Raw genomic sequence first — 16502 nt, forward strand, 5'->3', positions numbered from 1 at the left:
TTGTTTGTTTAAAATTTAACACCTAAATTATTTAATTTTAACAGATTTTATAATAGCTTCTATTTCAAACATATAATCGCGTTTTTCTACAGAGGGAGCAAAAACAAAACCTTCAATAACAACCCATCTATTATTTACTTTATCTTCAATAGCATAGTTTACAAATGGACCTGCCATAAAAGCATTTTGCATATCCCAAATTCCTTTTGTTTCAAGTACTGGCTTATTATCTAAAATAGTTTCAAAATGGAAAGGGGTATATGCCTTTTCTGTTACCATAAATGGCTTTGGTTCTAAGTCTGGTCCTGGAATCATCTCTTTATTCACAGAATCTCTAATTCTTATGATTTGTTTAACCATACTATCATTTCTTTTAATAGCATTATAAGGCAACTCATAAAGCAACAAATCCATACTGCCAGTAGTAATGTCCTTACGTATCCAAAAGAATTTACCTTCTTCTTTTGCTATTCTATAAACAGAAGGAAATTTAATGGTTAATCCTAATTTTTCTTCTATTGATGTGTAATTATGTAATGATTTATCAATGCGTCTCAGTTTTTCCGATAACTCTGAATTAGTAAATGCCTCAATAATTTTTTCTGAATTATTATTTATTTGAGCGATAAGATCTTCTTTTGTTTGTCCAGAAACAGTAACTACTTTTTGGGGTTTAGCATATACATCATTGGTAACAAAAACTCCAGATTCCTTATTTGTTACCACTTTTAAAACCGTTCTATTTTTTGTAACAAACCCAGAAAATACACTGGGAGGAATTTGGCTCATACTAAACATGGGTTCATCTTGAGGTAAGCCATCAACCACAGTGGCAAGCACATTTCTAATGGCTTCACCAACATCTCCAGACCACATGTCATTATCTACAACTACAGACACACTATTCAAATTTCCTGAAGAATCTGGTAAATATTTCTCTTTAGATGTTTTGTTGTCTTTACAACCTATAACAAATAATGAAACGAAAGTAATTAAAATGATTTTGCGCATGTTTTTAAGACTTTTATAGGAATTAACCTTTTGATATTTTGAGTTTCATCCCTGGTTTTAAAGTAGTACCACTAATACCGTTCCATTCTTTAATATTTTGAACAGAAACTCCAGGAAATTTTTGAGAAATACTCCACAAGGAGTCTCCACTTTTTACAATATATGTTGTAATATCGCCAGAAATAGGTATAATAGGGGTTGTTTTTGATGATGATGTCGCAACTGTAGTATGTGGTTTATTAGGATAAATAGTTAAGCGCTGCCCAATAGAGAGATTGTTACTCCTTAAACCATTCCACTGTTTAATTTGACTTACTCTAACGCCATAATTCCTCGCTATTTTACCTAAAAAATCTCCAGATTTTACTCTATAAATTGTTTTAGCATCTGAATCAAAAAACTGAGGCATTGGTTTTTCACGCTTGTCAAATTCAGCTTTAGCAAAAGCATAAATAATGTCTTCATTATTAACAAAATGACCAATAACCTTTCGAGGTAAACGCAGGGTATGGTTTTCACCCTTAATAAATGGAATAATATCCAATTTGTACGAAGGATTTAAAAACTGAAGTTCTTCCATATTAACTCCTGTTACTTCAGAAACTTGATCTAAAGTAATCATTTGCTTTACAATGACAGTATCTGTTTCAACATAAGCAAATTCTGGTTTTATTTTTTTAAATCCATGTTTATCTGCATATTCAAAAATATACATAGTTGCCAAAAATGCTGGTAAATATCCTGCCGTTTCACGGGGTAAATTATGCCTAATATTCCAATAATTTTGATAACCTCCCGACCTACGAATAGCCTTTGTAACATTTCCTGGTCCAGAATTGTAGGCAGCCAATGCTAAATCCCAATCACCAAATATTTCATATAATTTTGCAAGGTATTTTGCTGCTGCTTTTGTTGATTTTATAGGATCGCTTCTCTCATCTACATAACTACTCACGTCCAATCCATAATACTTTCCTGTGGCATACATAAATTGCCATAAACCAGTAGCACCAACTCTAGATTTTGCTCTTGGTTTTAATGCGGATTCCACAATGGCTAAATATTTTATTTCTAAAGGAATATCATGATTATCCAATGATTGCTCAAACATTGGAAAATAATACGAACTAAGTGCCATCAGCTTCTGTAGATGCTCGTGTCTATGTTTTAAATACGATTTTATAACACTTTCCAAACTTGGATTATACTCTACATTGAATGGTGTTTTAGCATTAAGTTCCAAAAGCCTTGCTTTTAAAGTATCTGTGGGTAATTCTGGATACTCAACTTCTTCAAATGAAAGTTCTGATACTGATTTATATATTGTATCAAATAAAGAATTGCTATATAATTCTTCAAGCCACATTTTATCAATTTCTGAGGCTTCTGGTAAGTCTTCAAGATTTTTTATAGATATACTGTCTAATTCTATTTTTAAGCTTTTATTGAAAGGGAAAACACCGTCTGTTAAGGAGTCTTTTAAAGCTCCTTTAACTACAGAAATTGAATCTGGTGTTTGAGAAAAACAAATCTCAAAACTACATAGTGCCAATACAATGATAAATCTGAATACCATATGAAAATTTTCGTTAATGTATACAACGATAATATGGCTAAAATCGTGTTTTTTAATTTAAAATAAAAATTTCTTTAACCAACAATCCCCAACGAACACTCATTGGGGATTGTTTATTTATAAAAAGTACTTTGATATTATTCTAAAATAGCAGCAATTCCAGGTAATTTTTTACCTTCCAAGCTTTCAAGCATAGCACCTCCACCCGTACTTACGTAGCTTACTTTCTCTTCAAAGCCAAATTGTTTTACTGCAGCTACAGAATCACCACCTCCAACTAATGAAAACGCACCATTTTTAGTTGCTTCAGCAATAGAATTACCTAATTCAATAGTCCCATTTGCAAAAGATTCCATTTCAAACACTCCTAATGGACCATTCCAAAGAATTGTTTTGCTTTGCATCACTACCTCATGAAATTGTTTTCTAGATTTTGGACCGGCATCAACACCTTCCCAACCATCTGGAATAGCATTAATATCTACCACTTGAGTATTAGCATCATTACTAAAATCATCTGCAGCAACTACATCCACAGGAATATGTACAACTACATTCTTTTCTTTAGCTTGTTTTAAAATATCTAAAGCCAATTCCATTTTATCATCTTCACAAATAGAATTACCTATTTTACCACCTTGTGCTTTTACAAAGGTAAAAGCCATACCGCCACCAATAATCAAATGATCTACTTTATCTAATATGTTTTCAATGATAGTAATTTTAGAGGAAACCTTTGCGCCACCTAATATGGCTAACACAGGTTTTTCTCCTGTTTTCATTACCTTATCTATACTTTCAATTTCTTGTGCTAATAAATATCCAAAACATTTATCATTAGGGAAAAATTGGGCTACTATAGTTGTAGAAGCATGAGCTCTGTGAGCAGTTCCAAAAGCATCGTTTACATAAATATCGCCTAATTTTGCTAATTGAGCTGCAAAATCTTTATCACCAGCAGTTTCTTCTTTATGGAAGCGTAAATTTTCTAATAATAACACTTCACCTGGCTCTAAACTTGCAGCTGCTGCTTCTGCTTTTTCTCCAACACAAGCATCTACAAATTTTACATTTACACCTAAAATGTCTTGAACTTTTTCAACAATATGACCTAATGAAAACTCATCTTGAATACCTTTTGGTCTTCCTAAATGTGACATTAAAATACAGCTTCCACCATCTTCTAATATTTTAATAATTGTTGGTTTTGCTGAAACTATTCGCGTAGCATCAGTTACTTCAAACTTATCATTTAATGGCACATTAAAATCAACTCGGATTAATGCTTTTTTATTTTTAAAATTAAAATCGTTTAATGTCTTCATCTTGTATAGGTATTGTTTATTAGCTTTATTTTTAACAAATGTAACTAATTAAACACAGCTATAAAACGTGTTTTTTCACGAAAACGATTGAGGAGGTAAAAGAATTTATAAAAACGTTAAATTATAGAGTGTTTGAATCATAACTAATTGATATTTTATATGTGGTTTCAGCTTCAAAGCATCCTATAATAAGAAAAAAATTGTGTAGGTTTGCCTTATGCTTTTTGAAAATATTTTAGGTCAAGAACACATAAAAAAACACCTCACTCAAAGTGTGGATCATGGTAGAATTGCCCATGCCCAATTGTTTATTGGTAATGAAGGCTGTGGTACATTGCCAATGGCAATAGCCTATGCCCAATATATTTTATGCAATAATACCAATAGTGAAAACAATACAGGCAACGCTACTTGTAACTTAAAATTTGAAAATATTTCGCATCCCGATTTGCACTTTGCTTTTCCTGTTACAACATCAGATAAAGTTAAAAGTCATCCCGTTTCCAGTCATTATTTAAAAGAATGGCGGCAACTATTAAAAGAACAGCCTTACGGAAATCTTTTTGATTGGTATAAATTACTAGGTGTAGACAACAAACAAGGTCAGATAGGTGTTGATGAAGCACTTGATATTGTAAAAGCACTGTCTTTAAAATCCTATGAAGGAGGTTACAAAGTGATGCTCATTTGGATGGCAGAAAAAATGAACACTACTGCTTCTAACAAACTTTTAAAATTAATTGAAGAGCCCCCTAACAAAACCATTTTTATTTTAATTGCTGAAGATGAAGAGCAAATTATCAATACCATAAGATCTCGGTGTCAAGTTTTACATTTCCCGCCTTTAGCTGAAGAAGTAATTAAAGACGCATTAATTAAAGATTATAATGTTGAAGCAGCTATTGCAACTAAAATAGCACACCAAGCCAATGGCAATTACAACAAAGCCTGCGATTTAATTTATAAAGACTCTGAAGATATACAGTTTGAGGAGTGGTTTATTTTTTGGATTCGAAGTGCCTTTAAAGCAAAGGGCAACAAAGCTGCTATTCATGATTTAATTTCTTGGAGTGAAGACATTGCTAAAACGGGACGAGAAACCCAAAAACAATTTTTAAATTTTTGTTTGGATTTTTTCAGACAAGCCTTACTATTAAATTATAATGCCACTGAATTAGTATATTTTGAACCAAAAACAGAGAACTTTAAATTAGAAAATTTTGCGCCATTCATTCATAATAATAATATTTTAGATATTTCGAATGAACTCCAAGAGGCTATCTACCATATTGAACGCAATGGAAATTCAAAAATAATATTAACCGATTTATCCATTAAATTAACACGGTTACTTCATAAAAAAGAAGATAGTTAAAGTGTTATATTGAACTTTAAAATACAATTAAACAACTTATAATCAATATTTAACAAAATAATATTCAACCTAAAAAAACAAATGATTGCCTCTAAAAAAGGGGGGCTACTGAAACATATAACTTGTTTTGTTAACTTCTGTAAGCCTAAAATAACCAAAGGCTTCATTATCTTTATTTGTTTGATTGATACAGTTCCCTTTGATTTTTGCCCCTGAAGAAGAAAAAGGGCCTCCACCACTACCGTACTGTTCTAAAAGTAACCGTATATAATTATAATACCTTTCAGAAATACCATACAAATTAATTTCAACAGTGTCTCCAGGTTGAAATGAAGCTTGGTTATTCTCTTCATCCTTATCTTTTTCAAAGAAAACATAAATTTCATTTCCGTTTAAAAACTCGTCTGACAGACTATTAAAAGTAGCAAATAAATCATTTTCTTCATAAAAACGGGTTAAATAATAGTTTTCTTCATCAATCGGATCGTCAAAATAAACATTCACCTCTAATAGCTCATCATCAAATGCTCCCTCTGTAGACTGTGTAATATTTTTAATATTAGGAACAGCTATTAAGGTTTCAGTTGCTATATATGTTTCATTGTTATATATAACTTCCAAACTGTAATTATTTCCAATTATGGGTACAAAACTTGATGTGCTATAAGTTCCATCTCCATTGTCTGCAAATACAAATATTTCGTTTGTATCTGTGTTTTCAACCTTTACAGAAGCTCCTATTACCATAGTATTGGTTTCCGTATCAAAATATGCAGATGATGTACTTAGTTTAATACTTTGATTATTTCCTGAAGTACCCTTTTCCCAATCAATAGATGCTTCAATTACTAATTTTGAAGTTGCTGTTGGTACATCTACATCAATAACCTCTTCACAAGATAAAAAAGATAAAATAGCTGTTAACAAAAGAAATTTTATATATGTTTTCATGAGATTAAAATTTAAAATTATAGGTTACTGAAGGAATAATACCAAAAATTGAAATTCTTGAGGCCTCATTTAAGCCTGTTTCATCACTTTGCATAAATGTTATTGAAGCGGCATTTTGTCTGTTGTAAACATTATAAATACCGAAAACCCATTCACCCTTCCAGCGTTTATTTGTCTTTTTATTAGGCACATAGGTAGCTGAAAGATCCAACCTATGATATGCCGGAAGTCTATCTTCATTTCTATTGGAATACGATGCAATAGACAATCCTTCATACGTATATTGACCATTAGGGTATGTAACCGGACGGCCAGTTTGAAATATTAAATTTGAGCTAAAAGTCCATTTATTATTTAACTTATAACTTCCCGTTATTGATATATCATGTGTTCTGTCATAAGGTGTATTGTACCAATTTCCACCGTTAATTCCTTCACCACCAGCCTGACCTCCAAACGTTCTTTGTTCAGATTTAGAAAGAGTATAGGCCAACCAGCCTGTGAACTTCCCTTTATTTTTTCGTAATAAAACCTCTAATCCGTATGCCCTAGCCTTTCCATTTAAAATTTCAGTTTCAATAGTATTATTGCCAATTAAACTAGAACCATCTATATAATCTATACGATTGTCTATAGATTTATAATAGGTTTCAAGCTCTAAACTGTACTTTTTGTTTTTAAAATTTTTATAATAACCTAAAGCATATTGATTTGAACGTTGTGGCTTTATATAAGTGCCACTTGGTGTCCAAACATCAAGTGGTGTTACAGATGCCGTATTAGAAAGCAAATGTAAATATTGTGTGGTATTTGTATAACTAGCCTTTATTGAAGATACTTCATCTAATTGATAAGAAATCCCTAAACGAGGTTCAAAATTATTAAACGTTTTTATACTTTCATTTTTTTTATAATAGATTTCTGAAGCCGCTTCACCTCTTTCATAAATCCCTAACACTTGATCATATACAACTGCTTTATTGTTTACATAACTTGTAATACTTTGGCCACCTAACCTATTAAAACGACTATATCTTAGACCGTATTGAGCAGTTAGTTTATCAGTTATTTGATGTTCTGCACTTATATACATACCACTTTCAAAAGCTCTTTTTTGGTCTAATTTTAAATAATTAACAGGTGAAGTGTCCGAACTAGGACCTACTTCTCCTGGATTCAAACTATAAGTAATACCACTAACACCAAAATCTAATTGCAGCATATCTGTTAAATAATATTTGAAATCATATTTTAAGTTATAATTTTTAATATCTGCAATCCAATCCAACTCAATAAAATCCAATACAATTTGGTAATCATACCTACTATAAATAAGTGATAAATTTGAAAATAACTTATCGTTAAAAACATGATTCCATCTTATATTTCCTGTAGCATTGCCATAATTATTTTTTATAACATTTGAAATATTGAACACGTCCCTTCCAAAATAACCAGATAAGTAAACACGATTATTTTTATTAATTTCATAGTTGGTTTTAAGGTTTAAATCATAAAAAGATAATTTATCATCTTTTAATTCTTCTGATGCTTTCATAAACAAATGTGCATATGACGTTCTACCAGCAATTAAAAAAGAACCTTTATCCTTAAAAAGCGGACCTTCAGAAGACAACCTACTGGATATCAATCCTATACCACCATTTAAACTAAAATTTTTACTGTTTCCGTCTTTTTGTCTAACATCTAAAACCGAGGACACACGTCCACCAAATTTAGCAGGAATATCGCCTTTGTAGAGTTTTATGTCTTTAATTGCATCGGCATTAAACACCGAGAAGAACCCAAAAAAATGAGATGTATTGTAAATAATAGCTTCATCAAGTAGTACTAAATTTTGATCTGCAGCTCCACCTCTTACATTAAAACCAGCAGAACCTTCTCCATTATTTGTAACGCCTGGAAGCATTTGTATAGATTTTATCACATCTATCTCGCCCAATACTGCAGGCATTTGCTTAATGGTTGCACTGTTAAGCTTAGAAACACTCATTTGAGGTTTTTTAATTGCAATTTGTTCAGAATCATCATCAGCCACAATAATAATTTCATCCAAAGTTGTGGATGCTTCATTTAATTCAAAATTGATATTTATATCTGAATTTAATTGTATGTTTTTACTCAGTGTATCATAACCTATATAAGATATTACTAAAACATAATCTCCTTTTGGAGCTGTTATAGAATAAAAACCGTATTCATTCGTTACAGAACCCGTATTAGTTCCTTTCAAAAAAACGGTAGCACCTAATAAAGTTTCGCCATTATTTGAATCTTTAATAGATCCTCTGATGCTATAGCTTTCTTGAGCAACTAATGAGAAAGAAAATAATAGGCAAAAAGCTAAAAAAATGTTTTTCATATTCAATTAAATTATCAATGAAGGCAGTATATTAATTTAGAATAAAATTCAAAATATAAATGTTTGAGTAAAAACAACCAAACTTACAAAAGGCTATTTTATTGTAATTATAAAACAAAAATGCCAACTTAATTAAGTTGGCATTTTTAATTAATTATATAAATATTCTACTTTTTTGATTCTGCATTTAAAGCCTCTAAAACTGTCTTAGTTAAATCATTTTCTTCAGTGCCATAAAGTACTGAAGCTGCTGCTTCACTAGTACCCAGAATATAGGTATATCCATTATTTTTACCATAATCTTTTACGAATGCTTTTACTTTAACAATTAAAGAGTCAATTTCATTTTGAAATTCTTGTTGAAATTGTTGAGCTTCCAATTGTCTTTGTTGATCTTGCATTTGTTTTTTCTGTCCAAGCTCTTGATATTTTTCTTGAGCTTTTGATTGGGTCATTTTATTAGCATCAGCTTGAAATTGTTGAACTTCCAATTGAAATGCTTGATCAATACTATCAAATTTCTTTCTAAAAGCATCTTCTTTAACCTGAAATTTTGCTTCTAAGTCAATTTTTTCTTGAAATTCATTAATCAAAATACCATTATCAACATATCCTATTTTTGATTGTTGCTGACAAGAAGTAAAAACTAATAAAGCGCATGCTAAGTAAATTATATTTTTCATTTTTTATATTTATTTAAGTCAAACAAAAGTAGTAAAGTAAATTATATAATAGAGGTGAAATTATTCGAGTTTTTTTAATTATAAACAAAATTTATAACAAATAGTAAAAAATATAATTAATAACTATCAAAAAAGCATTAATTATAAGCGTTTTAAAGCCATTAAAATAAAAAGTGTTGCAATAGTACTTTTCAATAGTAAATCAATTAAAAATGCTCTTTAAAAAAAGAATTATTTGTTTTTAATGATATAAATTAACGAAGAAGCTTCTTTAGTACTCAAAAACTTTAAATTAGACAAGAGTCCAATCAAAAAACCCTTAATAAGATTCATTTTGCCAGACCTATATTTTTCAGAAAGCAAGCTCACATAAAAAGCATCAAACAACATAGGTTTTATTCTCACAATCTTCATGGACTGTTTAGTAATTAATTTTAAAAGGGATGATTTACTAAAATGCCAAAGATGTCTAGGAACATCATAGGCAGCCCAAAACTGCTTATAGTATACAGCATCAAAACTTTTATGATTAGGAACGGCAATAATTAAAGTACCGTTTTCTTTTAATAATTTTTTAAAAGTTAAAATTTGTTTTTCTAAATCCGGCAAATGTTCCAAAACATGCCACAACGTTATCACATCAAAACTATGAGTTTTAAATTTTAAAAGTTGTTCTGTTTTGTAAACTGAATTATTAGTTTTACTATTAGCAATACTTCTTGCTTGCTCATTTGGTTCTATTCCAAAAGCGGTCCAATAATTTTGTTGTGCCGTTTTTAAAAAATCACCTGTTCCACATCCAATATCTAATAAAGTTTTATTTTCTAACGCAAATGAATTAATTAAATTCAATTTACTTTTAAGTGCTTTTTTTCTAACTAAGTGATACACTTTTTCAAATAAATTACGTTGCGAATCTGTATGCGAAATATAGTTTTCACTTTTATAATAATTTGATAATTTGTCTGGAGATGGTTGAGGCACGGTTTCTAAATAACCATACTCAGAGTTTAAAATTAATTCAAATTCTTCTCCGGAAACAGAGTGATCCTTTACTTTTAAATTAAAATGATTTGAGTTTGATTTTACCACGAATACATAAATGTTTTTATAAAAAATATTTTAATACACCTTATTTTTAATTTTATATTAATTTACACCTATTTAAGTTTATCAATTAAAGTTAATTAAGATCAACTCCAATTAACCACAAATTTACAATTTATTATTCCGATACAATAAACTCAGCATTACGCAAACTTTCTGTTTACACTAATTATTTTTATCAAAACTTAAACCAGAATTTAAAATGTTCCACGTGGAACGTTAACCTTCATGTATGCTAAAAACTAAAAAAAAAGAATCAACAAGCAAAATATTTTCACTAATAAGAATAGCTATCTACCCATATAAACCAATAAAACAGAAATATCATTTGGCGAAACACCACTAATTCTTGATGCCTGTGAAACGGTTGTTGGTTGGATTTTTTTAAGTTTTTCTCGAGCCTCAAAACTCATGGATTTGATTTTTGAGTAATCAAAATTCTCAGGTATTTTAACATATTCCAATCTACTTAATTTATCAGCATTGTTCTTTTCTTTAGCAATATAACCTGAATACTTAACTTGAATTTCTGCTTGTTCAATAACTTCAACATCTAATTTGTGATCCTGAATATACTGCTCAACAGCTTTAAATTTTCGAACATCATCAATAGTAATATTTGGTCTTGAAAAGATTTTAAACATCCTATCAGACTGCTTTACCAAAGCAGAATTTTTAGACTCCAAAACAGGATTAGCTTCATCAGGTTTAACACTTGTGTCTTCAAAAAACTTAACAAATTTTTCAGCAGCTTCGTGCTTATCTTGCATTCGTTTTAAACGTTTTTCACTTGCCAAACCAAGCTCAAACCCCTTAGGTGTAAGTCTCAAATCCGCATTATCTTGTCGTAGTAAAGTTCTATACTCAGCTCTAGAAGTAAACATTCTATATGGTTCCTCAGTGCCTTTAGTAATTAAATCATCAACAAGCACACCAATATAAGCTTCATCTCTTTTAAGAACAAAAGGGTCTTTTAATTGAGTCATTAAACTAGCATTAATCCCTGCCATTAATCCCTGAGACGCCGCTTCTTCATACCCAGTAGTTCCATTAATCTGACCAGCAAAAAACAAACCTTGAACTAGTTTAGTTTCTAAAGTATGCTTTAATTGTGTGGGAGGAAAATAATCATATTCAATAGCATAACCAGGTCTAAAAAATTTAACATTTTCAAAACCAACAACAGACCTTAAAGCTTTAAATTGAACATCCTCAGGTAAAGATGTAGAAAAACCATTTACATAAACCTCACAAGTATTCCAACCCTCTGGTTCAATAAATAATTGATGCCTGTCTTTATCAGCAAAACGATTAATTTTATCTTCAATAGATGGACAATAACGCGGACCTAAACTTTTAATTCTACCATTGAACATTGGCGATCTATCAAAACCCTCTCTAAGTAAATCATGAACCTCTAAGCTTGTATATGTCATAAAACATGAACGTTGTTTTTCTAAAGGTTTAGTAACATCTAAATAAGAAAATTTTTCAGGATTTTCATCTCCAGGTTGCTCAATCATTTTGGAATAATCTAAACTTCTACCGTCCACTCTTGGCGGTGTACCTGTTTTCATTCTGCCAGAATCAAATCCTAATTGAACTAATTGTTCAGTAATTCCAGTAGCAGCTTTTTCACCTGCTCTACCTCCACCAAAATTCTTATTACCAATATGAATCAAACCATTTAAAAAAGTGCCATTGGTTAACACAACAGATCTAGCTTTTATCTCAATACCTAAAGACGTTTTTACACCTATAACTTTATGGTTTTTAACTAATAAACCAGACACCATTTCTTGATAAAAATCCAGATTAGGTGTTCTTTCTAAAAGTAATCTCCAATCTTCAGCAAAACGCATTCTATCACTCTGCACTCTAGGACTCCACATAGCAGGCCCCTTAGATTTATTAAGCATTTTAAACTGGATAGCAGAAGTATCAGACACAATACCACTATAACCACCAAGTGCATCAATCTCTCGAACAATTTGTCCTTTAGCAATACCACCCATAGCAGGATTGCAGGACATTTGTGCAATATTCTGAAGGTTCATAGTAACAAGCAATGTTTTGCTACCCATATTAGCAGCTGCAGCTGCAGCTTCACTTCCAGCATGGCCAGCTCCAACAACAATAACATCATAAACTTCGTTAAACATAACTCATAAATTTAAAACAATGTTCCACGTGGAACATCATAAAACAAGCTTCCACATATATAAATAATTTGCAAATATACACTGATTTAATAAACTTTAAACTAAGACTTTTAGGTAGTGATTTTCCATAGCTCTCATAAGTTGTGCATCGGCTTCTGTCTTATCTTTATAACCACAATAATGAAGTACACCATGAATCATAACACGATGTAACTCCTCAGAAAAAGGAACCTTAAAATCTTTAGCATTATCCGCTACCCTTTCAACAGAAATGTAAATATCACCCTGTATAATTTTTCCGACTGAGTAATCAAAACTGATAACATCAGTTAAAGTATCATGATTAAGAAATTCAACATTTAATTTATGTAAATATGTATCATCGCAAAACACATAATTTATTTCTTCCAATTGATGTTCTTCTGATAAAATAGTTTTTGTGATCCAAGAAGAAATGAGCGCTTCATTTTCAAGTGAAAAATTGGTTTCGTAATTGAAATTAATCATTCGTACTTTTAAAATAATTGTGAACTTTAATTTTATAAACTTGACGCAAAGGTAAGCTTTGCCTGTTTAATATTTCTGTAGTTTGAAAATATTGTTTAGCAGTAGGAATACTACTGTTAGAATTGTTTTCAAAAATATTAGTGTTAGTTTCAGATTTACGTTGATAATCTTCTCCTTGTTGAAAACTTGCATGATCCAATTTTAATAATTGATGTTGAAGTTCTAACATTTTCTGAAGGGTATTGTTGGTAAAACCTGTATTTAACAAATCAAGCTCAATCTCTTCCATCTTGCGAACCAAATTTTGACCATTAGACCCCATACCATCTTTGGTTAATTTATCTTCTAAAGATTGTCTTAATAATTGTTGTTTTTGATAAATTTCATATAACTCTCCATTAGAATCATTACTAAAACCATTTGCTAAAGGTTGCTTTTCACCTTCGCCTTCACCTTGTCCTAATTTAGTTTTTTGCTTATCACTTGATTTATTATTGTCATTTTCACCATTACCATTTTGTTCAGGTTTACCTGAATCTCCTTTTTTCATACCTTCTTCCATCATCTTATTAAGTTGATCTTGACTCATAATAATATCTGGTAATTGCATATCACCTTGTCCGCTACTTGGAGACATACTTAAGTTTTCCTGCATATTATCTAAAACATTACTTAAAAAATCTGATAAATTATTAGCAGCAGTTACAGTGAATTGTTGATTAGAAACACCTTGATAAACTTGATTATCAGCAAATAATTTAAGGGCTTTATCCATATTATAAAAAACCTCGGTAATCTGTATATTAACATTTTCAGACAACTTGGGTTGTCTTAAAGACAAAGCAAATAAACTATCATCAATATGCTCAAAGTGCTCTTTTAAATTATTTTGTTCACGAAGGTATTTAGCATACTTATTATGATCAACCTCTATATCTTTAAACTGATTCATAACAGCTTCTTGATTAAAAGAAAACAAAACTAAATTATCTAAAATTTGACGTAACATTTCTGTGTCCTCCTGCATTTGTTCAGCAGCAGATCTTTGTAAAGAATTTTGCATACTACTACTCATCTGTTTCATTTTATGAGCTGCATTTTTTTGACTATTTTTAGCTTTTTGCATTTCTTGATTCTTTATATCAAGGTCATCATTTTCTTCCTTTTTCTCTAAAGCATTAGATGCATCTTTTTGCTCAGATTTAATTTCGTTTTCATTCAATTTATCTCTTGGAATATCAAATGGTTTTTGAAGCTCTTTATTTTCCTTTTCTAGTCCATCTATCTCTTTAATGAAATCATCAAAACCTTTATTAAGAGTATCTTGATTATTCTTGGTATTATTTTCATTGGAAGCTTTAGATAATTTTTCTTGATCTTCTGATAAAGTTTTTAACTCATTTTTTAATTTTTCAAGTTTCTTTTCTACGTAAAAACGTTTAGCTAATTCCAGTAATTGTTGCAAGCTGCGCTTCTTATTTTTATTCTGTTTAGCTAATTCATCAAGTTTAAAAGCTAAATTTTCTTTATTAATTTTTTCTTGAATTTTTTCTAATTCATCAAGTAATTTTTCATCCTTTTTAAGTTGTTCTTCATTATCCTTCAATCGCTTATTCAAATCTTCTTTAAGAATATCTTCCTTTTCAGATTGCTTATTAAATTCTTTTAAATTATTTTTCAATTGTTTATTAAAATTTTTCATCATGTCATCTTGCTGCTTTTGACGCTTTAAAAATGATTCTAATTTCTTTTTATCATTAAAATTAAGATTTGATTTTTCCTTTTGGGATCTTGACAATTCTTCTAATTGTTTATCCTGCTCATCAAACTTATTTAAAGATTTATTTAAACTATGAATAGTTTCACTTTGTTCTTGCAACACCTTTTGCTCTTCTTCTGTTTGTGTACGTTTTCTATACGTAAAAAAACTGCTTTTAGCACTTTTACTTCCATTAACCACATCATTATCAAATACTTGAAAGTATAATGTATAAGGCATGCCTTCTAAAATTTCTAAGTTATTTGGAAATGTACTTATAAATTCTGCTATGTTTGAATTTGAAATAGGAATGGCTTCATAATGTTTATCTTGTTCATTATCTGATGGATAATAAACTAGTTGTAGTTTATTGAAACCAAAATCATCGCTGACTTGTCCATAAAAATAAAGTGTTTGTAAATCCAAACTATCGGTAGCCATTTTGATGTTGATTTCTGGAAATTCATCTTTAACCACTTGAATATTGAACGCTAAATTTTCATAATTTTTTAAGTTAGCATTACTAGTACTTAATGTATAATTGAAATTATTAAAAACTTGTTTAGATGCCTCAAAAACATTGGATTTGGAAGAAATAAAATCCAAACTATCTTTGGAAAAAAGACTCACAGATTGCGTAGATTTAGTATTCAGCTGCCATTTTATTTTTGTGCCTTCAGGAACCACGGCATTACCTGTGCCTTTTAAAATCTCATTCTGCTTTTTGGTATGATTAGGATAATCCAAAAACATTAGAAAACTTAAAAGCGTAGGCACTTCCACAACCTCAAGTGTATAAGGTTTAGACCTAACCTGATTTGAAGACAATCTAAACTCAACGGAATATTTAGGTTGAGAAAAAACATATTCAAACTCACCTACTCCTGTCTGATGCAAAAAATAAGTTTCGTTGTTATAATTAATTTCAACATTTTCAGGAAAAACATCTCCAGCCGTATTTACAACCAATTTAAAATCTTTGTTTTCAATTGCATTTAAATTATCATTTAATACAAAAAATTGAAATGGTGCAGGTGGTTCATACGCTGTTTTGTAATGTACAACACGCTGGTAGCTATCACTAAACCAATTAAAATTTCCAGTAAAAAAAGTCAATAATAAAATAGCTATGGGAATAGCAGCATACTTTAAATACCTCAAATTTCTTTTAAAATTAACAGCTAATTTAAAAGGCACAGGATTCAGCTCTAAAGATTTTTGCTCAATACTTGCTAACAACAATTCAGATTTTGATGTACTTTGATTAAGTTGCAGTACATTCAATAATTTATCATTTACATCTGGAAAATATGTCCCGATTATTTTGGATGCCATTGCGTAATCAATCCCCTTTTGAAGTTTGAATAATTTTGCCAATGGAATAAAAATAAACTTCACCAATAAAGCAAACTCAACCAAAACAAACAACCAAAACAAAATACTTCTAGCAGTGGTATTTAACCATAAAATATGCTCTATAAAAAGCGTAAGAAGAAAATACAAAAGCCCAATAACAAAAAACATAATGAATCCTTTAAGCAATTCATTAGTATAATAACGCCTAATAAATCCTTCTAATTTATTTTGTATGTTTTGGAAATTATTCATGGTTTGAGGAAAACGTCTTCACAACTAAACTATTAACCCACTAAACTACAATTTT

Annotated in this window: 11 protein-coding genes; 1 reads left to right on the plus strand and 10 read right to left on the minus strand. The window is 30.2% G+C overall.

What is annotated here, in order from left to right:
• Positions 1-27: 27 nt before the first annotated feature.
• The 3 genes from APS56_RS10860 to APS56_RS10870 form a co-directional block, all read right to left on the minus strand.
• Positions 28-1011 (minus strand): DUF4837 family protein, encoded by a 984-nt coding sequence (locus APS56_RS10860; protein ID WP_054728003.1) that lies wholly within the window; start codon positions 1009-1011, stop codon positions 28-30.
• 22 nt (positions 1012-1033) lie between these two features.
• Positions 1034-2587: a LysM peptidoglycan-binding domain-containing protein gene (locus APS56_RS10865; RefSeq protein ID WP_054728005.1), complete on the minus strand. Its 1554-nt coding sequence runs from the start codon at positions 2585-2587 to the stop codon at positions 1034-1036.
• A gap of 137 nt (positions 2588-2724) precedes the next feature.
• Entirely contained in the window at positions 2725-3912 is a 1188-nt protein-coding gene (locus APS56_RS10870; protein WP_054728007.1) for a phosphoglycerate kinase, read from the minus strand.
• A 217-nt stretch (positions 3913-4129) separates the two neighbouring features.
• On the opposite strand from APS56_RS10870, the gene APS56_RS10875 reads away from it, so the two are divergent.
• Positions 4130-5287 carry a DNA polymerase III subunit gene (locus tag APS56_RS10875; RefSeq protein ID WP_054728009.1) on the plus strand — a complete coding sequence of 386 codons (1158 nt, stop codon included), beginning with the start codon at positions 4130-4132 and terminating at the stop codon, positions 5285-5287.
• Between the two features lie 105 nt (positions 5288-5392).
• Here the strand turns inward: APS56_RS10875 and APS56_RS10880 are convergent, their stop codons facing one another.
• The 7 genes from APS56_RS10880 to APS56_RS10910 all read right to left on the minus strand — a co-directional run bounded on the left by APS56_RS10880 (position 5393) and on the right by APS56_RS10910 (position 16447).
• Complete coding sequence (locus APS56_RS10880) at positions 5393-6238, minus strand: DUF4249 domain-containing protein (RefSeq protein ID WP_054728011.1); 846 nt, start codon at positions 6236-6238, stop codon at positions 5393-5395.
• Between the two features lie 4 nt (positions 6239-6242).
• Entirely contained in the window at positions 6243-8621 is a 2379-nt protein-coding gene (locus tag APS56_RS10885) for a TonB-dependent receptor (protein ID WP_054728012.1), read from the minus strand.
• Between the two features lie 167 nt (positions 8622-8788).
• Positions 8789-9304: an OmpH/Skp family outer membrane protein gene (locus APS56_RS10890; RefSeq protein ID WP_054728015.1), complete on the minus strand. Its 516-nt coding sequence runs from the start codon at positions 9302-9304 to the stop codon at positions 8789-8791.
• A 231-nt stretch (positions 9305-9535) separates the two neighbouring features.
• Positions 9536-10396 carry a class I SAM-dependent methyltransferase gene (locus APS56_RS10895; RefSeq protein ID WP_054728017.1) on the minus strand — a complete coding sequence of 287 codons (861 nt, stop codon included), beginning with the start codon at positions 10394-10396 and terminating at the stop codon, positions 9536-9538.
• 305 nt (positions 10397-10701) lie between these two features.
• The gene (gene mnmG / locus APS56_RS10900; RefSeq protein WP_054728018.1) at positions 10702-12573 is read right to left on the minus strand and encodes a tRNA uridine-5-carboxymethylaminomethyl(34) synthesis enzyme MnmG; all 1872 of its coding nucleotides are present in this window, start codon (positions 12571-12573) and stop codon (positions 10702-10704) included.
• Between the two features lie 96 nt (positions 12574-12669).
• Entirely contained in the window at positions 12670-13080 is a 411-nt protein-coding gene (gene ybeY / locus APS56_RS10905) for an rRNA maturation RNase YbeY (protein WP_054728020.1), read from the minus strand.
• Positions 13073-16447 carry a DUF4175 family protein gene (locus APS56_RS10910; protein ID WP_054728022.1) on the minus strand — a complete coding sequence of 1125 codons (3375 nt, stop codon included), beginning with the start codon at positions 16445-16447 and terminating at the stop codon, positions 13073-13075. Before APS56_RS10910 ends, ybeY begins: the two co-directional genes overlap by 8 nt.
• Positions 16448-16502: the final 55 nt, after the last annotated feature.

The sequence above is a fragment of the Pseudalgibacter alginicilyticus genome (assembly GCF_001310225.1).
GTDB lineage: Bacteria > Bacteroidota > Bacteroidia > Flavobacteriales > Flavobacteriaceae > Pseudalgibacter > Pseudalgibacter alginicilyticus.